General features: G+C 35.2%; 28 protein-coding genes. All 28 read left to right on the forward strand.

The genetic code is table 11. The annotated features are described in order from the left end of the window. Window positions 1-27 precede the first annotated feature (27 nt). The 28 genes from fliM to rseP all read left to right on the forward strand — a co-directional run bounded on the left by fliM (window position 28) and on the right by rseP (window position 25054). Window positions 28-1026 carry a flagellar motor switch protein FliM gene (fliM, locus tag PGC35_RS07930; protein WP_056829279.1) on the forward strand — a complete coding sequence of 333 codons (999 nt, stop codon included), beginning with the start codon at window positions 28-30 and terminating at the stop codon, window positions 1024-1026. Continuing rightward, window positions 1019-2167 (forward strand): flagellar motor switch phosphatase FliY, encoded by a 1149-nt coding sequence (gene fliY / locus PGC35_RS07935; protein ID WP_375218921.1) that lies wholly within the window; start codon window positions 1019-1021, stop codon window positions 2165-2167. The genes fliM and fliY overlap by 8 nt, the downstream gene beginning before the upstream one ends. Window positions 2168-2186: 19 nt before the next feature. After that, window positions 2187-2549 (forward strand): response regulator, encoded by a 363-nt coding sequence (locus PGC35_RS07940; RefSeq protein ID WP_053589969.1) that lies wholly within the window; start codon window positions 2187-2189, stop codon window positions 2547-2549. Window positions 2550-2556: 7 nt separating this feature from the next. Then, window positions 2557-3231, forward strand: coding sequence for a flagellar biosynthetic protein FliO (locus PGC35_RS07945; RefSeq protein WP_375218801.1), 675 nt, complete (start codon window positions 2557-2559; stop codon window positions 3229-3231). After that, on the forward strand, window positions 3224-3889 hold the full coding sequence (gene fliP, locus PGC35_RS07950) for a flagellar type III secretion system pore protein FliP (RefSeq protein ID WP_375218802.1): 666 nt from the start codon (window positions 3224-3226) through the stop codon (window positions 3887-3889). Before PGC35_RS07945 ends, fliP begins: the two co-directional genes overlap by 8 nt. A 12-nt stretch (window positions 3890-3901) precedes the next feature. Continuing rightward, entirely contained in the window at window positions 3902-4171 is a 270-nt protein-coding gene (fliQ, locus tag PGC35_RS07955; protein ID WP_053589966.1) for a flagellar biosynthesis protein FliQ, read from the forward strand. 4 nt (window positions 4172-4175) lie between these two features. Continuing rightward, complete coding sequence (fliR, locus tag PGC35_RS07960; RefSeq protein ID WP_375218803.1) at window positions 4176-4952, forward strand: flagellar biosynthetic protein FliR; 777 nt, start codon at window positions 4176-4178, stop codon at window positions 4950-4952. 11 nt (window positions 4953-4963) lie between these two features. After that, window positions 4964-6040, forward strand: a complete 1077-nt coding sequence (gene flhB / locus PGC35_RS07965) for a flagellar biosynthesis protein FlhB (RefSeq protein ID WP_053592150.1) — start codon at window positions 4964-4966, stop codon at window positions 6038-6040. Window positions 6041-6064: 24 nt separating this feature from the next. Further along, window positions 6065-8098: a flagellar biosynthesis protein FlhA gene (gene flhA, locus PGC35_RS07970; RefSeq protein WP_375218804.1), complete on the forward strand. Its 2034-nt coding sequence runs from the start codon at window positions 6065-6067 to the stop codon at window positions 8096-8098. After that, the gene (gene flhF, locus PGC35_RS07975; RefSeq protein WP_375218805.1) at window positions 8095-9210 is read left to right on the forward strand and encodes a flagellar biosynthesis GTPase FlhF; all 1116 of its coding nucleotides are present in this window, start codon (window positions 8095-8097) and stop codon (window positions 9208-9210) included. The genes flhA and flhF overlap by 4 nt, the downstream gene beginning before the upstream one ends. After that, window positions 9194-10060 (forward strand): MinD/ParA family protein, encoded by an 867-nt coding sequence (locus PGC35_RS07980; RefSeq protein ID WP_056829291.1) that lies wholly within the window; start codon window positions 9194-9196, stop codon window positions 10058-10060. Before flhF ends, PGC35_RS07980 begins: the two co-directional genes overlap by 17 nt. 55 nt (window positions 10061-10115) lie before the next feature. After that, a complete protein-coding gene (locus PGC35_RS07985) occupies window positions 10116-11165 on the forward strand; it encodes a protein-glutamate methylesterase/protein-glutamine glutaminase (protein ID WP_375218922.1) in 1050 nt (349 codons plus the stop codon). Between the two features lie 14 nt (window positions 11166-11179). After that, window positions 11180-13237: a chemotaxis protein CheW gene (locus PGC35_RS07990; protein ID WP_375218806.1), complete on the forward strand. Its 2058-nt coding sequence runs from the start codon at window positions 11180-11182 to the stop codon at window positions 13235-13237. 33 nt (window positions 13238-13270) lie between these two features. After that, a complete protein-coding gene (locus tag PGC35_RS07995) occupies window positions 13271-13726 on the forward strand; it encodes a chemotaxis protein CheW (protein ID WP_053589960.1) in 456 nt (151 codons plus the stop codon). A gap of 3 nt (window positions 13727-13729) precedes the next feature. After that, the gene (locus tag PGC35_RS08000) at window positions 13730-14359 is read left to right on the forward strand and encodes a chemotaxis protein CheC (RefSeq protein ID WP_375218807.1); all 630 of its coding nucleotides are present in this window, start codon (window positions 13730-13732) and stop codon (window positions 14357-14359) included. A gap of 1 nt (window position 14360) precedes the next feature. Next, entirely contained in the window at window positions 14361-14858 is a 498-nt protein-coding gene (locus PGC35_RS08005) for a chemotaxis protein CheD (RefSeq protein ID WP_053589958.1), read from the forward strand. Next, the gene (locus PGC35_RS08010; protein WP_375218808.1) at window positions 14858-15154 is read left to right on the forward strand and encodes a hypothetical protein; all 297 of its coding nucleotides are present in this window, start codon (window positions 14858-14860) and stop codon (window positions 15152-15154) included. Before PGC35_RS08005 ends, PGC35_RS08010 begins: the two co-directional genes overlap by 1 nt. A gap of 681 nt (window positions 15155-15835) precedes the next feature. Further along, the gene (locus PGC35_RS08015; RefSeq protein ID WP_375218809.1) at window positions 15836-16609 is read left to right on the forward strand and encodes a FliA/WhiG family RNA polymerase sigma factor; all 774 of its coding nucleotides are present in this window, start codon (window positions 15836-15838) and stop codon (window positions 16607-16609) included. A gap of 19 nt (window positions 16610-16628) precedes the next feature. Beyond that, a complete protein-coding gene (locus PGC35_RS08020) occupies window positions 16629-16931 on the forward strand; it encodes a hypothetical protein (protein WP_056829300.1) in 303 nt (100 codons plus the stop codon). An 8-nt stretch (window positions 16932-16939) separates the two neighbouring features. Next, complete coding sequence (locus PGC35_RS08025; protein WP_375218810.1) at window positions 16940-17428, forward strand: DUF6115 domain-containing protein; 489 nt, start codon at window positions 16940-16942, stop codon at window positions 17426-17428. 147 nt (window positions 17429-17575) lie between these two features. Continuing rightward, the gene (gene rpsB / locus PGC35_RS08030) at window positions 17576-18295 is read left to right on the forward strand and encodes a 30S ribosomal protein S2 (protein WP_053589953.1); all 720 of its coding nucleotides are present in this window, start codon (window positions 17576-17578) and stop codon (window positions 18293-18295) included. A gap of 90 nt (window positions 18296-18385) precedes the next feature. Then, window positions 18386-19270 (forward strand): translation elongation factor Ts, encoded by an 885-nt coding sequence (gene tsf, locus PGC35_RS08035; protein WP_053589952.1) that lies wholly within the window; start codon window positions 18386-18388, stop codon window positions 19268-19270. Between the two features lie 216 nt (window positions 19271-19486). Further along, complete coding sequence (gene pyrH, locus PGC35_RS08040) at window positions 19487-20212, forward strand: UMP kinase (protein ID WP_375218811.1); 726 nt, start codon at window positions 19487-19489, stop codon at window positions 20210-20212. After that, a complete protein-coding gene (gene frr / locus PGC35_RS08045) occupies window positions 20212-20769 on the forward strand; it encodes a ribosome recycling factor (RefSeq protein WP_053589950.1) in 558 nt (185 codons plus the stop codon). Before pyrH ends, frr begins: the two co-directional genes overlap by 1 nt. A 231-nt stretch (window positions 20770-21000) precedes the next feature. After that, complete coding sequence (locus PGC35_RS08050) at window positions 21001-21795, forward strand: undecaprenyl pyrophosphate synthase (RefSeq protein WP_375218812.1); 795 nt, start codon at window positions 21001-21003, stop codon at window positions 21793-21795. Beyond that, window positions 21792-22583, forward strand: coding sequence for a phosphatidate cytidylyltransferase (locus tag PGC35_RS08055; protein ID WP_053589948.1), 792 nt, complete (start codon window positions 21792-21794; stop codon window positions 22581-22583). Before PGC35_RS08050 ends, PGC35_RS08055 begins: the two co-directional genes overlap by 4 nt. A 17-nt stretch (window positions 22584-22600) precedes the next feature. Then, window positions 22601-23749 (forward strand): 1-deoxy-D-xylulose-5-phosphate reductoisomerase, encoded by a 1149-nt coding sequence (dxr, locus tag PGC35_RS08060; protein WP_375218813.1) that lies wholly within the window; start codon window positions 22601-22603, stop codon window positions 23747-23749. A gap of 45 nt (window positions 23750-23794) precedes the next feature. After that, window positions 23795-25054 (forward strand): RIP metalloprotease RseP, encoded by a 1260-nt coding sequence (gene rseP / locus PGC35_RS08065; protein WP_375218814.1) that lies wholly within the window; start codon window positions 23795-23797, stop codon window positions 25052-25054. Window positions 25055-25148: the final 94 nt, after the last annotated feature.

The raw sequence follows: 25148 nt of genomic DNA on the forward strand, positions 1-25148 counted from the left end.
TAACTTTTTTGAATGGAGGTGGGCAGATTGGCAGGAGATATATTATCTCAATCCGAAATAGATGCGTTGTTAAGTGCGCTTTCCACAGGAGAAATGACAGCAGATGAAATGAAGAGTGAACAAGAAGCAAGAAAAGTAAGAGTGTATGATTTTAAACGTGCACTTCGATTTTCAAAAGATCAGATTCGTAGCTTAACACGTATCCATGAAAACTTCGCTCGTTTGTTAACAACATTTTTTTCTGCCCAATTAAGAACTTATGTACAAATTTCAGTAGTTTCTGTAGATCAAATTCCATTTGAAGAATTTATCCGTTCGGTACCTCATATGACATTAATCAATGTTTTTGAAGTGCCTCCTCTTGAAGGAAATATTCTCATGGAGATTAATCCGAATATCGCTTATTCTATGTTAGATTTGTTAATGGGTGGTAAAGGGGAAGCTTATGCAAAAGTAAATAATATGACAGAAATTGAAACGAAAATTATGACAAACTTATTTGAGCGGTCTTTTGATAATCTTCGCGAAGCATGGTCTAATATTGCGGATATTGACCCAATCTTAACAGAGCTCGAAGTAAATCCGCAATTTTTACAAATGATTTCGCCAAACGAAACAGTAGTTGTTATTTCATTCAATACCGAAATTGGAGAAACGAGCGGTATGATTAATATTTGTATACCACATGTGGTTTTAGAACCGATTGTTCCTAACTTATCTGTTCGTTATTGGATGCAAACAAACAAAAAAGAAGTTTCTCCGGAACAATTAAAAGTATTAGAGAAACGAGTAAAATCAGCTGAAATTCCAGTAGTTGCCGAGCTAGGAAGAACAGACATTTCAATTGAAGATTTACTGTTTTTACAACTTGGTGATGTTATTCAGTTGAATTCAAAAATAGAAGATCCACTAATAATTAATGTTGGAGAAATACCGAAATTTACAGCACAACCTGGTAAACTAAAAAAAAGAATGGCTGTACAAGTCATTGAAACTTTGAAAGGAGGAGAGGATGATGATGAGTGATGATATGCTCTCCCAAGAAGAAATTGAAGCCCTCCTTAGAGGAACAACTTTAGATGAAGGAAAAACTACAAATTCTGAGACTATTAATGTTGAGGATTATTTAGATTCATTTGCTCAAGATACACTTGGTGAAATAGGAAATATTTCTTTTGGTAGCTCAGCAACTGCATTATCTGCACTATTAGGTCAAAAAGTTGATATTACAACACCTAACATTAGTATGATTAATCGTACTAAATTAAAAGAAGAGTTTCCACATCCATATGTTGCGGTTCAAGTTCAGTACACTGCGGGACTTATAGGAATGAATTTACTCGTTATTAAGCAATCGGATGCTGCGATAATTGCAGATTTGATGCTGGGCGGAGATGGTACAAACCCGCAACCGAATATGAGTGAAATTCAATTAAGTGCAGTACAAGAAGCAATGAATCAAATGATGGGTTCAGCAGCAACATCTATGTCAACTGTATTCAATAAAAAAGTGGATATTTCTCCTCCATCTATAGATTTAATGAACTTAGAAGTAGATGAAGGAACAGATGCAATTCCTAATGACGATTTACTAATAAAGATTTCCTTTCGATTAAAAGTAGGAGAATTAATTGATTCAAATATTATGCAATTACTACCTTTAGAATTTGGATTGAAGTTAGTTAAATCATTGATGGGTGAGGATGAAGAAGACCAGGTTGCTGCTACAATTATGGAAGAAAGAGTAGAAACTACTCCAAGTCCATCACACCAACAACCATTAAAAGAACAATCTCAGCCGCAAGCGCAAATGCAATTTACGCAACCTCGTCCACAAGCGCCGCAAGTGGAAGTACAACAAGCGCAATTTGCAAGTTTCGATGCACCTAATCTGACTCAAAATGAATCAAGAAATTTAAATTTGCTACTTGATATACCACTTCAAGTAACAGTAGAATTAGGTCGTACAAAAAGAACTGTAAAAGATATTCTGGAACTCACTAGTGGATCTATCATTGAACTAGATAAACTAGCAGGTGAACCTGTTGATATTCTTGTAAATAATAGACATATCGCAAAAGGGGAAGTTGTTGTAATTGATGAGAATTTTGGAGTTCGTATTACAGATATCTTAAGTCAAGCAGAGCGCATTCATAATTTAAGATAACCAATGGAGGAAACAAAACATGTCAAAAAGAATTTTAATAGTCGATGACGCTGCGTTTATGCGTATGATGATCAAAGATATTTTATCAAAAAATGGTTTTGAAGTTGTAGGAGAAGCTGGAGACGGCGTCCAAGCTGTTGAAAAATATGCTGAATTAAAACCAGATTTAGTAACTATGGATATTACAATGCCAGAAATGGACGGAATTGCTGCATTAAAAGAAATAAAAGCGAAAGATCCGAATGCCATTATTATTATGTGCTCAGCAATGGGACAACAAGCGATGGTTATTGATGCAATACAAGCAGGGGCAAAAGATTTTATCGTTAAACCATTCCAAGCGGACCGTGTAATTGAAGCAATTTCAAAAGCAATCGGGTAATAATAGGATGAGGAAATTTACCCTCGTTTTCTGTTTCATTTGTTTACTAGTGTTCTACCCATTAAAAGCAGAAGTTTATGCAGCAACTGATTCTAATGAAAGTATTGAAGAATATTTTAACAAAACTAAAGATGAGAAAGATAAGACACCGGTTGAACAAACCGAAACTCCAGAAGAAATAGAATCTGGTGGTGTTTCCATAACTATTTGGGATTATGTGAAAATGATTTTTGCCTTACTTTTCGTCATTCTTTTGTTATATGGACTATTGCGCTTTGTAAATAGTAGAAATAGAACGTTTCAAACAAACCAACTTGTTCAGAATTTAGGTGGAGTTGGGATTAGTCAAGGTAAGTCAGTACAATTACTTCAAGTAGGTAACTCGTTATTTTTAGTTGGTGTCGGGGAAGATGTTTCATTATTAAAAGAAATAACGGACCCTGAGGAAATAACTAAACTGACGAAAATCTATGAAGAGAAGCAAGAAATCGGAAAGACAGTGCCATTTATAGCAGAGATTTTTAATAACTTAAAAGGCACCATCTCTTCCAAGGCAAATAACAAAGTAAAAAACGATCCTTCATTTAACGAAACGTTCCAAAAAAGATTACAAGAAATCAAAAAAGACCGTAGTGATGTATTAAATGATTGGAAGACAAAGGAGCGAGAAGAAAATGAATGATTTCGTCCAGTTTTTTTCGGACAGTGATCCATCGAGTGTCTCCACTTCAATCAAATTAATGCTATTACTAACGGTTTTATCTTTGGCACCAAGTATTTTAATACTCATGACTTCCTTTGCTAGAATCGTTATTATCTTATCATTTGTACGGACGGCGCTTGCTACACAGCAAATGCCTCCCAATCAAGTCATTGTAGGTTTAGCTCTCTTTTTAACTTTTTTCATTATGGCTCCTACTTTTCAGGAAGTGAATGAAAAAGCGCTTACTCCTCTTTTTAATGAAGATATTACATTAGAGGAAGCTTACGAGAGTGCTAGTGTTCCATTTAAAGAATTTATGAGTAAGCATACGAGACAAAAAGATTTAGAGCTGTTTTTGAGATATACTGAGGCGGAACGACCAGAGTCTATAAATGATATACCTTTAACGATTATGGTTCCTGCTTTTGCATTAAGTGAGATCAAAACGGCATTTCAAATTGGTTTTATGATATTTATACCTTTTCTAGTAATAGATATGATTGTTGCTAGTGTTTTAATGTCAATGGGTATGATGATGCTACCACCAGTAATGATTTCATTACCATTTAAAATATTATTGTTTGTTTTAGTGGATGGTTGGTATTTAGTCATGAAATCCATTTTACAAAGTTTTTAGGAGCTGATCGTAATGAATAATGAAATGGTAATCTCTATTGCAGAACGCGCTATTTGGGTCATTCTTCTTACATCAGGTCCTCTTCTTTTGATTGCTTTAATCACTGGTCTGGCAGTAAGTATTTTTCAAGCAACTACACAAATTCAAGAGCAAACATTAGCTTTTGTTCCTAAAATTATTGCGGTCCTTGTGGGAATCGTTTTTTTTGGACCGTGGATGCTATCACAAGTAACTACATACGCTGCGGATATCTTTGAAAATTTAATAAGATATATAGGTTAGATCAATGGATGAACTTATACCTAAACTAACCGTATTATTACTTATAATAGCTCGTGTATCGGCATTTTTCGTCACTTTACCACTTTTTTCTCATCGGACAATTCCAGCGACACATCGTATTGCTTTTGCAGTGATCCTTTCTTGGATGATGTACTATACGATGGATGTTGCACCATTTGAAATAAACGGGGATTACATAATATTAATAATCAAAGAAGTAATGGTTGGATTATTTATAGGCTTACTAGCTTATATTATCATGTCAGCTATTCAAATTGCCGGAGGGTTCATAGATTTTCAGATGGGATTTGCCATTGCAAATGTTATTGATCCACAAACAGGAGCCCAAAGTCCGTTAATTGGTCAGTTTTTAAATACTTTGGCTCTCTTATTATTACTAGCTTTAAATGGTCACCATTTGTTATTGGATGGTATTTTTTATAGTTATCAATTTATTCCCATGGATATGACATTACTTGCTTTCGGGCAAGAGAACTATGTTGAATTCATTATTAAGACTTTTGCTGGTGTTTTTGCGGTAGCCTTTCAAATGTCAATACCAATCGTTGCAACATTGTTTTTAGTAGATATCGCTTTGGGGATAACGGCCAGAACAGTTCCTCAATTAAATATATTCGTTGTTGGATTTCCAATTAAAATTGGGGTAAGTTTTTTAGTGCTTCTCGTGATGATGGGTGTTCTTATGGCTGTTGTTCAAAAAATGTTTGAAATAATGGTAATTGGTATGCGAGATTTAATGATTATATTAGGTGGTGGCTAAACTTGTTTGAAATGCGATTAGATTTACAGTTTTTCGCTGGAGAAAAGACAGAAAAAGCGACACCTAAGAAGCGTCAAGATTCTCGTAAAAAGGGACAAGTTTTAAAGAGTGCGGATGTAACAAGTGCTATTGTTTTACTTGCAGTTTTTATCTTTTTGTTTTTTAGTGCAGGATTTCTGAGGACAGAAATATTTTCTTTTTTCAATGTAACGTTCACTAAATACATGTTGATTGAAACTTTAACAATTGAAACAGCTGTCGAGATATATAAAGATTTACTTATAGAAATGGCAATAATTTTGCTACCCATTATGGGCGTTGCTGTTGTTGCTGCTATAGCGGCTAACTTTTTTCAATTTGGTTTATTATTTACAACTGAACCATTAAAGTTTGATTTGAAAAAGATTGATCCTATCCAAGGATTAAAAAGAATATTTTCATTAAAAGCAATTATAGAGCTATTAAAATCTTTATTAAAAATTTCTTTCATCGGTTCGGTTACGACTCTCATCATATGGATGAACTTAGAACAAGTGTTATCTTTATCATTTAAAACACCATGGGATACACTTTCCACAATTGGTTGGTTAACTGGGATGATGGGAATTGCTGCTTCGTCTGTCCTATTATTTATTTCTGTTCTAGATTTCTTTTATCAGCGTTATGATTATGAAAAAAATCTAAAAATGTCGAAACAAGACATTAAAGATGAACATAAAAACTCTGACGGAGATCCTATTATTAAATCAAGGATCAGACAGCGTCAAAGGGAGATGGCTATGCGTCGAATGATGCAAGAAGTTCCTTCCGCAGATGTAGTTATTACAAATCCAACCCATTTTGCCATTGCATTAAAGTACGATGATGATTCAATGGATGCTCCGATTGTTGTGGCAAAGGGTGCTGATTTTGTAGCACAAAAAATAAAGCTTATCGCAAGGGAAAATGATGTAGTAATGGTAGAGAACCGTCCACTTGCTAGAGCTATGTATGATCAAGTGGAAATAGGGCAACGGATTCCAGATGAGTTTTTTAAAGCAGTTGCAGAAGTATTAGCCTATGTATATCGTATTAAACAAAAAATTTAGATGTAAAGATTGAGGTGGAAGTATATGCAAATCCGCGATATATCCGTTTTAGCAGCTGTAATTTCAATTGTGGCTATGCTAGTAATACCTCTTCCTCATTGGTTGATAAGTTTTCTGATAATAATCAATATTACAATAGCGTTATTGATATTAATGACTGCTATGAATATGCAAGAGGCTTTACAGTTTTCCGTTTTCCCTACTGTTTTATTACTTGTAACCTTATTTAGACTTGCACTGAACGTCTCGACTACGAGAGCAATTTTAGCAGAAGGAGACGCTGGTAAAGTAGTTGAAACTTTCGGTACGTTCGTAACCGGTGGGAATATGCTAGTAGGTCTAGTGGTCTTTGCTATTTTAGTAATTATAAATTTTATTGTCATTACTAAAGGGTCTGAGCGTGTTTCAGAAGTTGCTGCACGTTTTACTCTTGATGCAATGCCAGGTAAACAAATGAGCATTGATGCAGATTTAAATGCTGGGATGATTTCTGAAAAAGAAGCAAGAGAAAGACGTGAAAAGGTTAGTGGAGAAGCAGACTTTTACGGAGCGATGGACGGTGCTACGAAATTCGTAAAAGGGGATGCGATAGCAGGAATAATTATTGTTCTGATTAATCTTATATTTGGTATTATCATTGGTGTTGTTCAATTAGGACTACCTTTTGCAGAAGCTGCAGTTCTTTTTTCTACATTAACTGTAGGTGATGGTCTAGTATCTCAAATTCCTGCTCTGCTAATTTCTACTGCAACCGGTATTGTAGTTACAAGAGCGGCATCTAAAGGGAATCTTGGTGGAGACATTACTGAACAATTATTCAATCAGCCTAAACTTCTTTATGTTGCAGCAGCAACTATTGCACTTCTTGGGATAGTAACACCAATTGGAATCATATTAACATTCCCTGTTTCAATCGCACTTGCAATTGGCGCATTTATGATGAGCAAAGCAAGTAAAGAAGATCCAAATGAAATAGAAGAATTTGAAGAAGAAATTACAACGGATAATATGAAAAGTCCTGAAAATGTTATTAATCTCCTAAACGTTGACCCAATCGAGTTTGAATTTGGATATGGTCTAATTCCTTTAGTGGATGCAGTTCAAGGTGGAGATTTATTGGATCGTGTTGTGATGATAAGAAGACAACTTGCTTTAGAGCTTGGTATTGTCATTCCTGTCGTTCGCATTAGAGATAATATCCAGTTACAGCCAAATGAATATCGTATTAAAATTAAAGGAAATGAAATGGCTAGAGGAGAACTATTACTTGATCACTATTTGGCCATGAGTCCTGGAGATGATGTTTCAATTGAAGGGATAGATACAATCGAGCCTTCCTTTGGGTTACCAGCTAAATGGATTACGGAATCCGTAAAAGAAGAAGCTGAAATTCTAGGTTACACAGTTGTAGATCCACCTAGTGTTGTTTCTACGCATATGACTGAAATAATTCGTAATAATGCGCATGATTTATTAGGCCGTCAAGAAACGAAACAACTAATAGATCATATTCGTGAAACATATCCAATTCTTGTGGATGAATTAACTCCAACACCTCTTACTGTTGGGGAAATTCAAAAAGTTTTGGGTAATTTACTACGAGAGCATGTCTCTGTTCGAAATTTACCTATTATTTTTGAAACATTGGCGGATTATTCAAAAATGACATCAGATGTCGATATATTAACCGAATATACTAGACAGTCTTTAGCGAAACAAATTACATCTCAGTATGCAGGTAATAGTAATGTATTAAAAGTATTAACTGTTTCAGGTAGAGTAGAAAAAATTGTTGCCGATAGCATTCAACAAACAGAGCATGGAAATTATTTATCAATCGATCCAAATGATTCACAAGCTATTTTAGAATCTATGGCAAGAGAGATAGAACGCGCGTCATTGATGGAGCAATCACCAATTATTTTGTGTTCTCCTGCAGTTCGAATGTATTTACGTCAAATGACGGAACGATATTTCCCTCAAATTCCGATTCTATCTTACAATGAACTAGAATCGTCAATTGAGGTACAAAGTGTTGGGGTGGTGAATGTAGAGTGAAAATGAAAAAATATACGGCTACTACAATGCCTGAAGCAATGAAATTGATCCGAAAAGAACTAGGCGAAGATGCTGTCATTTTAAATTCTAAAGTTGTTTATTCTAAAGGGTTTCTAGGGCTCTTTAAAAAGAAATCGATTGAAGTTTTAGCGGGTATGGATTCTTATGATGCGCCTATTGCTCCAAAAGAAAATCAGTCCATGCAATTATTTCAAGCTAGCGATGCTACAGATGAAATTAAAAAAGATTTAGAAGACTTAAAGCATATGGTGAAATCAATTCAACGTTCTCCATTAGATGAAAATTATCCACCTGAGTTTGGAGCTCTTATTCAGCATTTAAAGGATCAAGAGTTAGCAGATGAGCTTATCACAACAGTTAGTGATGAGCTTTTTGTGCATATGAAAAGTAATAATGAAAAACTGGAGCTAGCTGAGCAAATCAAGAAAACGAAGAAAGTTCTTGTTTCTCTTTTAGAACAGCATCCTGTTGGTGGAATATCTTTTCATAAAAAATACATTAATGTTTTAGGCCCAACTGGTGTAGGAAAAACAACAACAATTGCAAAAATGGCTGCTCGTGCAGTATTAGAAAAAAAGAAAAAAGTTGGCTTTATTACAACAGATACATATAGAATAGCTGCAATTGAGCAGCTAAAAACTTATGCAGGGCTTTTACAAGCTCCAATTGAAATTGTTTATAATGAGAAAGACTTACAAGATGCAATGGAAAAGTATGAAGCTTTGGATCTTGTATTTATTGATACTGCAGGTCGCAACTATAAAGAAATAAAGTTTGTGGAAGATTTGCAGAAGTTAATTAATCTAGAAGAAAATACAGAAACCTTCCTAGTGTTGTCTACAACATCTAAACAAAAGGACATGGAAGTCATTATTGAACAATTTATGGATTTTCCAATTGAAAAATTTATTTTTACGAAGCTAGACGAAACAAATTCTATTGGCTCTATCATTAATTTAATGGTTAAATATAAGAAGGGACTTGCTTACTATACGGATGGGCAAGAAGTCCCTGAGGATATTGTTGAGGCTAATCTAAATGAATTACTCAATTTGCTTTTAAAGGGGATTCGTTATGAGAGATCAAGCTGAGGAATTAAGAATTAAAATGCTTCGTACTCAAAATAAATTAGGTCGTTCTATTGCGGTAGTTAGTGGTAAAGGAGGAGTTGGAAAAAGTAATTTTTCTATGAACTTTACTACTATGTTAAGTTCTTTAGGCAAAAAAGTTGTATTAATCGATATGGATATAGGAATGGGTAATATTCATATTTTACTTGGAAAAACCGTGCAAACAAATTTGAAAGATTACTTAGTAGGTGACGCATCAATAGATGAAGTGTTATTCGAAGGACCAAATAATCTTCAATATATTTCAGGTGGCTCTGGTTTATCAGGCGTAATGGAATGGAATGAAGGTATGTTCACACGATTAATTGAGGCATTCGAGTTTTTACAAAAAAACTATGATTATATCGTATTTGATATGGGTGCGGGAGCGACCAATCAGACATTGGATTTGCTCGTATCAGTTGATGATATTATCGTCATTTCAACTGCAGAACCGACATCTATAACTGACGCTTACTCTATGATGAAGTTCATTTATTACAAGGATCCTGATAAGAACTTTTTTCTGCTTTGTAACAGAGCCTTCAGCGAAGAGGAAGGAATTGATACAGTTTCTCGACTGAAATTAGCAATGTCTAAATTCTTATCAAAAGAAGTGTTTCTACTTGGTTCGTTACCGGAAGATCCCGTTGTAAGAAAAGCAGTAAAAGAGCAAGTGCCATTTTCTATACTCTATCCTGAAGCAGAAATTACTAAAAAGTTAAGAATGATTGTCAATCGGTTCTCTGATTTTGAAGAAGAGGAAGAAAATATTCCTAGACAAAGTAAATTCATCTCTCGATTGAAAAATCTCTTTTCGAGGAGGTCTTGAATCAGTGAAGCCCTTACAAAAAAAGAAGCTATTAATTGTGGATGATTCTGCATTTATGCGTAAGCTAATAACCGATTTTTTTAAAGATAATAACGTTATTGAAGTTATAGGAATCGCCCGCAATGGAAAAGATGCCATTCAAAAAATTAAGACGCTTCAACCAGACGTAGTAACCATGGATGTTGAAATGCCTGAAATGAATGGGATAGAAGCTTTAAAAGAAATAATGTCGAAAACACCTGTGGCGGTTGTGATGTTATCCAGTACAACTCAAAAAGGTACAGACAGCACACTTCTTGCGATGGAACATGGTGCAGTAGATTTTGTAGCTAAACCAAGCGGTACGATTTCATTAGATTTACATAAAATTAAAGAAGAATTAATTCAAAAAGTTGAAAACGCAGCTAATATTCCTTTAGTAAAACTGAACAGGCAAAAGCAAGTGCACACAAAAGTAGAAACTGATTCTGTAATGCACAAGGCAACACAATTGACTACTTCTAGTAAAGTGAACAATTGGAATAAAAACAATAAGAAAATAGTATTGATAGGTACTTCAACGGGAGGGCCGAGAGCACTTCAAGAAGTAATTACTAAGTTCCCAAAAGACTTGAAAGCTCCTGTACTTATTGTGCAGCATATGCCCGCTGGCTTTACAAAGTCATTAGCAGATCGACTCAATCAATTATCTGAAATAGAAGTGAAGGAAGCTGCAAATGGGGACATTTTACGAAATGGACATGCCTATATTGCACCAGGAGGTTATCATTTACGATTAAAAAAAACGGGGAGTGTTTATACGATCCTTTTAGATAACGTCGAGCCTCCAAGAGTAGGGCACAGACCAGCAGTCGATGTTTTATTTGAAGATAATAGTAAGTTTAATGATTTCGATAAAATCGCAGTGATTTTGACGGGAATGGGTTCGGACGGCTCACTTGGACTTCAAAAATTAAAGAAAACGGGAAATGTAGTCGCAATAGCAGAATCTGCTAATACATGCATCGTTTATGGAATGCCTAAAGCAGCTGTTGAAACTAATTTAGTAAATGAAGTAGTAGATTTAGATAATATAGCACAGGCAATAATACAATACTTACCTTAAAGGGGTGTTAATCCATGGATACAAATCAATATTTAGAAATGTTTATAGAAGAAAGTAAAGAACATTTACAGGCTTGTAATGAACATTTATTAGAACTAGAAAAAAATCCATCCAACATTGCGATTGTTAATGAAGTATTTCGTTCTGCACATACATTAAAAGGTATGTCCGCTACTATGGGCTACGAGGATATTGCAAATTTGACACATAAAATGGAAAACATTTTAGATTTAATCCGAAACAATAAATTAGATGTAACACCTGAATTGTTAGATGTAGTATTTGTTGCGGTAGATCAATTAGAAGGAATGGTCCTAGACATTGCTGCTGGGGGAGATGGAAAGTTAGATGTGACAGATACCGTTCAGAAATTACATAAAATTGAAACCGGCGAAGAAGTACCTGTTGCTGCAACTACAGTTGAAACAAAAGAGGAAGCGGAAGTAAATGATACGAACTGGCTTTCTTACGATGATTATGAGCTTACAGTGATTCAGCAATCGTTTGAACAGGACTATCACACATATGAAATTTCTGTACAGCTTAGAGAAGACTGTCTATTAAAAGCTGCACGAGTATATATGGTGTTTGAATTACTAGAAAAAATGGGAGATGTGATTAAATCTTCTCCATCCGTTGAAAAGCTAGAGGACGAACAATTTGATAACATTTTCTATATTGCATTAGTTACTTCTGAACCGAAAGATGATGTTCAAAAGAAACTAATGAAAGTTTCTGAGGTTACAGAAGTAAAAGTCAATTCTGTGACAATCGAGCAATTAAAAAATCGTCAAAACGTTGAACTTAACCAAGTAGAAGATTCTCAACAAATTGTAGTTGAACAGGAACAAGTTAATAACGCAAATGAAACAAAACCTGCTTCAACAGAAAAATCTACACCTTCTAAAGCGAATCATTCTACAGGGAATAAAACGATACGTGTAAATATTGAACGATTAGACATCCTCATGAATTTGTTTGAGGAGTTAGTAATCGATCGAGGTCGACTTCAATCGATTTCAGAGGAACTGCATAATGGTGAATTAGATGAAACTGTAGAACGTATGTCTAGAATAACTGGAGATCTTCAAAATATTATTTTAAATATGCGAATGGTACCAGTGGAGACAGTCTTTAATCGTTTCCCACGAATGGTTCGTCAACTCGAAAGAGATTTGAACAAAAAAATTAATCTTGAAGTTATTGGCGCAGAGACAGAATTAGATCGTACTGTCATTGATGAGATTGGAGATCCACTCGTTCACTTAATTCGAAATTCATTAGATCATGGAATTGAAAGCCCAGAAATTCGTATTGCTAATGGCAAGCCAGAAGAGGGTACAGTAGTATTACGTGCATACCATAGTGGAAATCATGTCTTTATAGAAATTGAAGATGATGGTGCTGGTATTAACCGTCAAAAAGTTCTTAAAAAAGCGATCTCTAGAGGGCTTGTATCTGAAGAGACAGCTTCCACTTTAAGTGACAAACAAGTAGCTGAGTTTATACTATCTTCTGGTTTTTCAACAGCAGATAAGATTTCAGATGTATCTGGTCGCGGTGTTGGTCTAGATGTTGTAAAAACAACTATAGAGTCGCTTGGTGGAACAATTGATATTTCTTCCACAGAAGGAAAAGGATCATTGTTTTCTATACAGTTACCATTAACACTTTCCATTATTTCTGTAATGTTAGTAGAGCTTGGAGAAGAAATTTATGCAATTCCTTTATCATCTATTATTGAAACAGCTATTATCCGTTCATCCGATATTCTAAATGCGCATAATCAAAAAGTAATAGATTTCCGTGGCAAAGTTGTCCCACTAGTTTTCCTTGAGGACGTTTTTGATGTCCCTAGAGAAAGTAATGAAGAAGAATTCCACTCAGTAGTTCTTGTACGTAAAGGAGATAAACTAGCTGGATTAGTAGTTGACTCGTTTATTGGCCAACAAGAAGTTGTACTTAAATCTCTTGGAGAATATTTGACTAGTGTATTTGCAATTTCAGGAGCAACAATTTTAGGTAATGGTAAAGTAGCTCTTATTGTTGATTGCAATGCTTTAATAATTTAAGAGCAATTCTCTTAGGAAGGATGCGTAAACTATATGACAGAAGCTTTAGACGTTAAAAGTGTGAAAGTAGTTGTTTTTCAGTTAGCAGGAAAAGAGTATGTAATACCTGTAAGTCATGTACAAGGAATTGAAAAATTAATTCATATTACACGTGTTCCAAAAACACCTTCTTATGTAAAGGGTGTTATTAATTTAAGAGGTGTAGTGACGCCGATTATCGATTTAAAAAATAGATTTGGACTCGGTGAAAGTGAATTAAACGATTCTTGTAGAATCATTATTATCACACTAGAGAATATGAATGTTGGTGTAATTGTTGATTCTGCTAATGATGTATTAGATATTCCAACAGATGCCATCGAGCCTCAACCGGAAGTAGTAGGAGGGTTGGAGCAAGATTTTATAGCAGGTGTAGCAAAACTAGATCGCCGGTTGTTAATTCTTCTACATTTGAATCTAGTATTAAATCCTATTAAGACAGGTGTATAAGGTATGTACGAAAAAAGTATAACGTCGATGCATTTAGATGTATTAAAAGAGATAGGTAATATTGGTGCTGCACATGCAGCTACCTCATTATCTACACTATTAAATAAAAAGATTGACATGAAGGTTCCAAAAGTCGAAATGGTTTCTTTTGATGAAATGATGGAACTTGCAGGAGGACCAGATAGTGTAGTAGCCGGAATCTATTTACGAATAGAAGGTGACGTCACTGGCAGTATGTTTTTTGTGTTACCTGTAGAACAAGCAAATCGTTTCATAAGAAGATTGGTCCAGGATGATCAATTTGACTTTCAATCAGGTGCAATATCCGAAATCGGTGCATCTGCTATGCAAGAACTAGGAAACATACTCTCGGGTTCTTATCTATCAGCTCTATCCGATTTCACAGGGTTGAAAATCTACCCTACTGTTCCAGCTTTAAGTATTGATATGGTTGGTGCAATTATAAGTTTTGGAATTGTAGAAGTCTCTCATGTTAGTGACTATGTCATTGTAATTGATACTGCTATAAATGAAGAAGATGTGCCAAATGAAGAAAGTGTAAGAGGACATTTCTTCTTATTACCTGATCCTGAATCATTTGAAGCTATTTTTCAAGCATTAGGAGTAAGTTAATATGAGTGAACAAGGTCAAGTAGTTAAAGTGGGTATTGCTGATATGAATATCGCAAAACTACCGAATACAATACGGACTTCCGGACTTGGTTCATGTGTAGGTGTAGTATTATATGACGAAAAATCTAAAATAGCAGGATTAATCCATGTAATGCTTCCTGATTCTAGTTTAGGACGAGGAGAGAACATCAATATTGCAAAATTTGCGGATACTGGAATTCCTGCAATGATTGAGCAGCTTAAATTAGAAGGGGTACAGCCCTTTAAGCTTCGAGCAAAAATTGCTGGAGGTGCACAAATGTTTCAGTTTTCTTCTAGCAGAGATACAATGCGAATTGGCCCTAGAAATGTAGATGCTGTAAAAGAGCAGTTAAAAAAATTCACAATACCGATTGTTTCAGAAGATACAGGAGGTAATAGTGGAAGAACAATAGAGTTCAATCCTTCTACTAGCATGCTAAATATAAGAACCGTTAACCAAGGAGTGAGAGAGATATAATGGTGGGAACAGTTCTATCTAACTTTTGGGCTGCGCTTATTGCTTTTAGTATTTATTTTTTTTCAACTCATCCATTTGTTAATCCAAAGAGTATATTACTCCATGCAAGTATTATTGCAATTATCGTATTTTTTCTGACATTCCTTGTACGTGCAATTATTGCTTTTGTAATGGAAGGTCCAGTTGTAAACGAAGAAGTTCTAGGAACAACATTAAACTCGGAAGAAATGAACGAGTTACCTTCTTCTGAGGATTTAGCAAGAGTAGTGAAATCTATGTTGAATGAGGATGAATAATGTCAGAGAATCGAGGGCACTGAAAAAATCTATAGAATTTGAATTTACTAAATAATGTAGTCCAATAAATAAGAAAATCTTTGAAATGGCTCCCTTTCCGCGGGCGTTGCCTTAGCCTCCTAGGCCAACACGATGTTGGTCATGCAATCGTTGCCACAGGATGCGGCGAACTTAGATTGCCTTCCCCTCAACTGCGGGGTCTTCGGCTAACGCTATTCCCGCAGGAGTGTCGCCTTTTTCAACGATTTTCTATAAATACTAATTTTAAGAATTTAATTGATAAAAACTTGCTCTATTGATGGCAATGTTTTTTAAATTGAAAAGCGGTTAATAATTGATTGAAGTGGAAGGCGGCGACTCCAGCCGGAATAGCAAATGTTTTCTGCACCGAAAGCGTAGTGGCAGGTGCATGAGCTGAAGACCCTGGACTGAACGTAGTGAGGGAAGTGGCTGAAGCCATGCCGGCGGAACGCGTCCGCCTGGAACGGAAATTAACGGGTTCAAAATTAAAAGTGAGAATCGACAGCTTGTCGTCCACATACTATTATGAATCTCATTGAGGACTTTTCCATTACGCTCAGTGAATCTAGGTGGTGTCGAATTTATATTCGACGCCCCTTTTTTAGTTATATTTGCTATAATAAACATATTCAGTAGATATATTAGGAGAGGGGGATAATTGTGGCAAAACATTATTCGACAGAAGAAGACCTTCTTTGGAAAAAATGGATAGAATACAAAGATCCTCAAGCTGGAGATTTATTAATACGAAAATACACGCCTCTTGTTTCGTATCATGTTCAACGTATTGGTGCAAGCATCCCTAAAAATATATCAAGAGACGAATTGAAAAGCCTTGGGATGATGGGGTTATTTGATGCTCTTAATAAATTTGACTACTCAAGAGACTTGAAATTTGATACGTATGCATCGTTTCGGGTTAGAGGTGCTATCATTGATGGCCTAAGAAAAGAAGATTGGCTTCCTAGATCATCAAGAGAAAAAGCTAAAAAGCTTGAAGCCAAAATCGAAGAACTAGAGCAGCGATTAATGAGACATGCATCAGCAGAAGAAATTGCCGATTTTGTTGAAATGCCTGTTGAAGATGTGTATCAAACAGTCCAAGAACATTTTTTTTCAAATGTATTGTCTATAGATGAACAACTTCAAGACAATGAAGAAATGGATAGTAAATCATTTAATATTAGAGATGATTCACAGAAAACACCTGAGCAACACATGGTAAAACATGAACTAATCCAAGATCTAGCCAAACAAATTAATCAATTAAATGAGAATGAACAATTGGTATTAAGTCTTTTTTATACGGAAGAGTTAACATTAACAGTAATTGGAGAAATGCTTGGTTTATCTACATCCAGAATTTCACAGATACATTCTAAGGCATTGTTTAAACTTCGTAAATTGTTAGGGAATGAAATTATGAATGTCTAGATAGAGGGGGCCCTGTCAAATGAGTTTAAAGGGTGTTGAGCTCCAAATTGCAATACCAAAAACATTTGATGCTGGTAAAGTAGCAGAACAGCTACAACAGCAAAGTTCTGTCAATCAAGCGAATGCACAAGCTGCATCCGAAAGACAATTAGAAAAAAATCGAGAAACAGTAACTAAATCGGAAAATACGGCTAAAGCTGAATTAGAGGATTCAAAACAAGAGCGTGAAGAACAAGAAAGAAAAAAACGTGAAAAAAGAGAAAAAGAAATGAAAGAGATAAAGCATCCTTTTAAAGGAAACTTTGTTGATTTTAGTGGGTAGGAGAAATTATGACATCTGTAATATTAGTTATATTAATTTTACTTCAATTATTCAGTTTTTATTTAATTGCGTTGTTGTATGCAAAATTCTCTAGCCTAAAAGATATTGAGAAAAAACATGAACAAGTTTTAGCTGAAATGGATGATTCTTTTGGAGCTTATATCGCGGAAATAATAGATGAAAATAATAGGCTTATACAAGAATTGAATAGTTCAGAAAGAACAATTGCTACTACTTCACATGAATACGCTAAGAATGAAAATAGTAAGAAAGAATTTAAAGTGTCAAATGAAATACCTAAATCGTATATTTCTAAACAACTAGCAGCAAATAGTTATTTAAAAACGGCTGCAACTACTGAGAAAAAAGAGCCTGTAACGATAAAGGAAAAAGTTTTGTTTTATGCTGATGAAGGTAAAAGCAAGGATGAAATTGCAAAACTATTGCAAATTGGCAAGACCGAAGTGGAGCTTTTCCTAAAATTTAAAGACAAATAGTTGAAAGTATAAAATATGTATGGTATATTACAATACGGTATGAATACACACGCAGTTCGGATGGATTTAGCAGGTGCTCTATTTATTAGAGTAGCTAAAGAAAAATGATGACTGCGGAAGACTAAACCAAAGCAGGAGGAAATAATCATGTCAGTAATCTCTATGAAACAATTACTTGAGGCTGGTGTACACTTCGGTCACCAAACTCGCCGTTGGAATCCAAAAATGAAAAAATACATTTTTGTTGAACGTAACGGAATCTACATCATCGATCTTCAAAAAACGGTGAAAAAATTAGAAGAAGCTTATGATTTCATGCGTCAAGTAGGTCAAGATGGTGGTAAAGTTCTTTTCGTTGGAACTAAAAAACAAGCTCAAGAGGCTATTAAAGAAGAAGCGGAACGTTCAGGTAACTACTACATTAACCAACGTTGGTTAGGTGGTACTTTAACTAACTTCGGTACTATTCAAAAACGTGTAGCTCGTCTAAAAGCGATTGAAAAAATGGAAGAAGACGGTACTTTCTCTGTACTTCCTAAAAAAGAAGTTGTTCAACTTAAAAAAGAACACGAACGTCTAGTAAAATTCTTAGGCGGTATCCGTGATATGAAAGCTATCCCGGATGTTATGTTCGTTGTTGATCCACGTAAAGAGCGCATTGCTGTAGCAGAAGCTCGTAAATTGAACATTCCATTAGTAGGTATCGTTGATACAAACTGTGATCCAGATGAAATCGACTATGTAATTCCTGCAAATGATGATGCAATTCGCGCAGTAAAATTATTAACTGCTAAAATGGCGGATGCATTACTTGAAGCAAGACAAGGTGAAGATGAAGTAGCTCCAGCTGAAGTTGCTGCTGAGTAACACACATGTAAGTAACAGGTGATAAGCGGCCAAACCACTTATCACCTTTTTTTGAGACAATGACATTATTTGTACTAGGAGGAATTTATAATGGCAGTTACAGCACAAATGGTAAAAGAATTGCGTGAAAAAACTGGCGCAGGTATGATGGATTGTAAAAAAGCATTAGTTCAAACAGACGGTGATTTAGAAGCAGCAATTGACTTCTTACGTGAAAAAGGTCTTTCTTCTGCTGCTAAAAAAGCAGATCGTATTGCCGCTGAAGGAACTACTTATATCCAAGTTGAAGGAAATAAAGCTGTATTATTAGAAATGAATGCAGAAACAGACTTTGTTGCTAAAAACGAAGCTTTCCAACAATTAGTACAACAAGTAGCTACTCATCTATTAGCAACTGAGCCTGCTTCAGTAGAAGAAGCATTAGCTTCTACTGTTGAAGAAGGTGTAACAGTTGAAAACTTAATTTCTAACGCTGTTGCAAAAATCGGAGAAAAAATTACTCTTCGTCGTTTTGTAGTTGAAACTAAAACAGATGCTGATGCATTTGGTCCTTACTTACACATGGGTGGACGTATTGGTGTTCTTACAGTTCTGGAAGGTTCTACTGATACACAAGCAGCTAAAGATGTTGCGATGCACGTTGCTGCTTTAAACCCTGCTTATATTTCTCGCGATGAAGTATCTGCTGAAGAAGTAGAACATGAGCGCAAAGTATTAACAGAACAAGCACTAAATGAAGGCAAACCAGAAAATATCGTTGCTAAAATGGTTGAAGGCCGTCTTGGTAAATATTTTGAGGACGTTTGCTTACTTGACCAATCTTTCGTTAAAAATCCAGATCAAAAAGTTCGCGTTTTTGTTGAATCTACTGGTGGTAACTTAAAATCATTCACTCGTTACGCTGTAGGTGAAGGTATCGAGAAACGTGAAGACAACTTCGCGGAAGAAGTAATGAACCAAGTTAAAGGAAACTAATTCTTAACAATAGAAGTCAGTGTACAACTATCGACAACTTTACTCTGTGGGGAACTATAAGCAGAAGCGATTGGCGTCTTAGTTGGGCAATTACTTCATAAATAAGAATTTAATTTTTATTATCAGAGTGTAGAATTTTTATAAATAACAAAGAACTACTAGGGAGCACGCAATTTGTGTTCCCTATTTTTCAAGATAAAGAGACGGAGGATACCTATGAGCACACCACAATACAAAAGAATCGTTTTAAAACTAAGTGGCGAGGCGTTAGCTGGAGAACAAGGTTTTGGACTATCACCGGCAATTATTAAATCTGTGGCTGAACAAGTTAAAGAAGTAGTAGAACTTGGCGTTGAAGTTGCAGTAGTAGTAGGTGGGGGTAATATTTGGCGAGGAAAAGTTGGTAGTGAAATGGGAATGGACCGTGCTACAGCTGATTATATGGGGATGCTTGCAACAGTAATGAATTCACTTGCTTTGCAGGATTCTTTAGAAAAAGTAGGAATTGAAACTCGAGTTCAAACTTCTATTGAAATGCGCCAAGTTGCAGAACCATACATACGTAGAAGAGCAATTCGTCATTTAGAAAAGAAGCGAGTAGTTATTTTTGCTGCTGGTACAGGAAATCCATACTTCTCAACAGATACAACAGCAGCTCTAAGAGCGGCTGAAATTGAAGCAGACGTAATTCTTATGGCTAAAAATAATGTAGATGGTGTTTATTCAGCAGATCCAAGAACTGATAAAACAGCATTTAAATACGAAGAGCTTTCTTTCCTAGAAGTAATTCAACAAGGGTTACAAGTGATGGATTCAACAGCATCTACATTGTGTATGGACAATGATATTGCACTTATTGTATTCTCAATAATGGAAAATGGAAATATTAAAAAGGCTGTTCTTGGAGAAACTATCGGTACAGTCGTTAGGAGGAATTCATAATGCCGAAACAAGTATTGGAACAAACAAAAGATAAAATGGCTAAAACGATTGCAGTTTTTAGTAGAGAACTATCAACTATTCGTGCTGGTCGCGCTAGCGCATCTTTACTTGACAAAATTACTGTAGATTATTATGGTGCACCTACTCCAATCAATCAAATGGCTGGTATTGCTGTTCCTGAAGCTCGCTTAATTACAATTCAACCTTACGATAAAACAATTTTAGGTGATATTGAAAAAGCAATCATGAAATCTGATTTAGGAATTACTCCTACGAATGATGGAACACTTATTCGCATTGCAATTCCTGCGTTAACAGAAGAGCGCCGTAAAGACTTAGTGAAACAAGTTAAAAAAGAAGCAGAAGAAGCAAAGGTAAATATCCGTAATGTACGCCGTGATGGAAACGATGATTTGAAGAAACTAGAGAAATCTGGAGGAATCACGGAAGACGATTTAAGAAACTATACGGAGCAAATTCAAAAGCTTACAGACTCCAATATTGAAAAAATAGATGCTATTACGAAAGAAAAAGAAAAAGAAATTTTGGAAGTTTAACATCAATCAATCCTTTATATTATTTAATGGATTCTGATTCATTAAGCCATTTTGAACTTTTCATATGGAGAGGCGTCCTTTAAAAGGGACGTCTTTTTATTTAAAATAGGAGATTTTTGCTTTTTACTCCATATGAATTTTATGTTTCTGAATTCATAGAAGTAAAATTTGGAGAAATTTGATATGATAAGATATATATGTTCCGAGTTGGTGTAAAGTGGAGGCTTGAGTATGCTAAAAAAACTTATTCGTAAAAATGAACAAACGATAAGTATTAACTTAACAGAAAGAATAAAGAGAGCTCAACAAGAACAATTGCCGAGTCATATTGCTATCATTATGGACGGAAATGGTAGATGGGCCAAAAAAAGAACCCTACCACGTGTTGCAGGTCACCACGAAGGCATGAAAATAGTAAAGAGAATAACGCGATTTGCCAATGAAATCGGGATTAAAACCTTAACCCTCTATGCTTTTTCAACGGAAAATTGGAAAAGACCAAAATTAGAGGTGGAGTTTTTAATGCGTTTACCTGAAGAGTTTCTTGGCACATATTTACCAGAACTAATTGAGCAAAATGTTCAAGTGAAAATGATGGGTAACATTGAATCTTTACCAGAACATACGAAAAGAGCAGTCAAAAAGGCGATGGAACAAACCGCACATAATGATGGTCTAATACTCAACTTTGCTTTAAATTATGGTAGCAGGGATGAGATTGTTCAAGCTGTGCGAAACATCGTAAATGATGTACAGGATGGCAATATTTCAGCTGAAGTTATTTCTGAAAAATTATTAGACAACTATTTAATGACAAAAGATTTATCGGAACCTGATTTACTCATTCGTACTAGTGGTGAAGTTCGATTAAGTAACTTCATGCTCTGGCAGCTTGCTTATACAGAATTTTGGTTCACGGATACTTTATGGCCAGATTTTGACGAGGCATGTTTACTTGATGCTATTGAGAGCTATCAAACAAGAAATAGAAGGTATGGCGGCCTTAAGGGGGAAGAAGTTAATTGAAACAACGTATTATCACAGGTGCAATAGCAATGGCACTTTTTGTTCCCATCGTACTGTTAGGGGGTCCAATTTTTAATATATTGATTTACGTAATGGCAGTTGTTGGCTTATTTGAACTTTTAAGAATGAAAGGAATTAAGTTATTTTCTATTGCTGGACTAATATCAATTCTACTTTTATTCATATTATTAATTCCTTCCTCTATTGCAACAGATGTGTTTCAAGTTACTGGTCATACAAAAATAGAATGGTTATTCGTTGCAGTATTTGTTCTATTAATTTATACAGTACTTGTTAAAAATAATTTTACCTTTGATGATGCGGCCTTTACGCTTATGGCTACATTATATGTAGGAATTGGATTTTATTACTTTATTGAAACTCGAGAAGTTGGTTTAACTTATGTAATCTTTGCATTATTAGTAGTTTGGACAACTGATTCGGGTGCATACTTTACAGGTAGAAAGTTAGGGAAACGGAAACTTTGGCCAGAAATTTCGCCTAATAAAACAGTAGAAGGATTTATTGGGGGAATTGTTTGGGCTCTAATTGCTGCATTTATTCTTCATTGGATTACACCATTAAGTTCATCTTATATAATATTAATAGCTATTACGATAGCCGCTTCCATTTTTGGGCAATTAGGAGACTTAGTAGAATCAGCAATTAAAAGACATTATAATGTAAAAGATTCTGGTAAGTTATTGCCAGGACATGGTGGAATATTAGATCGCTTTGACAGTTTACTTTTTGTCATTCCGTTATTGCACTTTTTACATTTTCTATAAGGAGAAGACATTAAATCATGGCAAAAAGAATAAGCTTATTAGGAGCAACAGGTTCTATTGGGATACAAACATTAGATATTATTAAAGAGCATCCAAGCAAATTCCATTTAGTTTCTTTCTCTGCTGGAAAAAATGTGGAGAAGACAAGGGAAATATTGAAGCAGTTTTCAGTTGAAGTAGTTTCGGTATCACAAGAAGAAGATGCTCGTTTGTTACAAACTGAGTTTCCAAAAGTTCATGTTTTTTATGGAGACGAAGGACTTGTTCAAGTTGCTGCTAATACAAATGCAGATGTATTAGTGAATGCCGTACTTGGTAGTATTGGATTAAAACCAACTTTAGAAGCCATTAAAAAAGGTATTACAATTGCGATAGCAAACAAAGAAACACTTGTCACAGCTGGTCACCTTGTTATGCAAGCTGCAAGAGAAAAAAATGTTCCGATATTGCCGGTAGATAGTGAACATTCAGCTCTTTTTCAAGCGATGAATGGTGAGCAAAAATCAGAAATCTCTAAGTTAGTCATAACTGCTTCGGGAGGTAGCTTTCGAGATCTTACTCGAGATGAGTTAATAAATGTAACTGTAAAAGATGCATTAAACCATCCGAATTGGTCAATGGGAGCAAAAATTACGATTGATAGTGCCACTATGATGAACAAAGGCTTGGAAGTAATTGAAGCTCATGTATTATTTGATACTTCCTATGATGATATTGAGGTTTTATTACATAGAGAGAGTATTATTCATTCTATGGTGGAGTTTAAAGATACAAGCATTATTGCACAGCTAGGGACACCTGATATGAGAGTTCCTATTCAATATGCGTTATCTTATCCAAATCGTTTGGAGCGTGTGAACGCAAAAAGGTTAAATTTAGCTGAGATAGGTAAGTTACATTTTGAAGAGATGAACTATACTAGATATCATGCTTTAAAGCTTGCAATTGAAGCAGGAAGAGCTGGTGGTTCTATGACTACAGTTTTAAACGCGGCAAATGAGGCTGCAGTGGCGTTGTTTTTAGAAGAAAAAGTTCCTTTTCTAGCGATTGATGAGTTAATTGAAAGAGCAATGAACGAACATGTGAACATATCAAGTCCAGATTTAGAAACAATTTTACAAGTCGATACTCAAACGAGAAAAACCGTACAAAACATGATAAAATGAGGAAATAATGTAGGACATGCTGTTTTACTATAAAGGTGGGGTATAATGGAAACGGCCATTGCGTTTATTATAATATTTGGTAGTATTGTTTTTTTTCATGAGCTTGGTCATTTTATTTTTGCAAAAAGAGCAGGAATAATGGTGCGAGAGTTTGCGATTGGAATGGGACCTAAAATTTTTGGTATGGTAAAAGGAGAAACACTTTATACAATTCGTTTATTGCCTATAGGTGGGTATGTGCGTATGGCTGGAGAAGACATGGACAGTGTGGAACTTCAACCAGGTTATCGATTAGGTATACATCTCAATGAAAACAATGAAATAGATCAAATTGTATTAAACCAAAACAAACAATTCCCTGACATGCTTTTCTTAGAAGTTGAGCGATCTGACTTGTCTAAAGAAATGTTTATAGAAGGATACGATGAGGACGAACGATTAGTTCGTTATAAAGTTTCAAGAAATGCAGTTATTAATGAAAATGGAAATGAAACATTTATAGCCCCATACGATCGTCAATTTGGCTCTAAGTCGGTTGGACAAAGATCAATGGCTATTTTTGCAGGTCCACTTTTCAACTTTATACTATCCTTTTTCATTTTTATAATACTAGCTTTACTGCAAGGGGTTCCTACATATGAACCTATCATAACAACTGTTGTTGCTGATAGTCCTGCAGCTCAGGCTGGAATGAAAGACGGTGACTTAGTAACAGAGATTAATGGAAATCCTATTACTAGTTGGGAAGAGTTGTCTGAAGAAGTAAGAGTTAGTCCAAATGAAAAAATGGATTTTTCTGTAGAACGTAATGGTGAAATATTAGATTTAACGATTACACCAAACGAAGTAACGACTGGAAAAGAGAAAGTTGGACAAATTGGGGTTCAATATACTAGTCCAATGGAAAAAAATCCGGTTAAAGCAATTGCTTATGGGGCAGAACAAACATATGATACTACGCTATTAATCTTTTCAGCTCTTGGAAATCTTATAACTGGTCAATTTTCAATAGATGATTTGTCAGGACCAGTTGGTATTTATAAAGTTACAGAAACGGTTGCACAATCTGGTGTATATAATTTAATGTACTGGGCAGCTCTTTTAAGTATAAATTTAGGTATCATGAATTTATTACCTTTACCTGCGCTAGATGGGGGTCGACTATTATTTTTCTTATTCGAAGCAATTCGAGGCAAACCTGTCGACAAGCAAAAAGAAGGAATGATTCACTTTGTTGGAATCATGCTTTTAATGGTGCTTATGGTAGTTGTAACATGGAATGATATACAGCGTTTCTTCTTTTAAGCTTTATTATTAAACGGCTTCATATGGGCCAATTGATTTAACATCTTAGAGAAGGGAAAGTTCGATCATTTGAACTTTCCTTTCTTTTTCTGTT

Source organism: Psychrobacillus sp. PGGUH221 (genome assembly GCF_042055255.1).
Classification (GTDB): Bacteria; Bacillota; Bacilli; order Bacillales_A; family Planococcaceae; genus Psychrobacillus.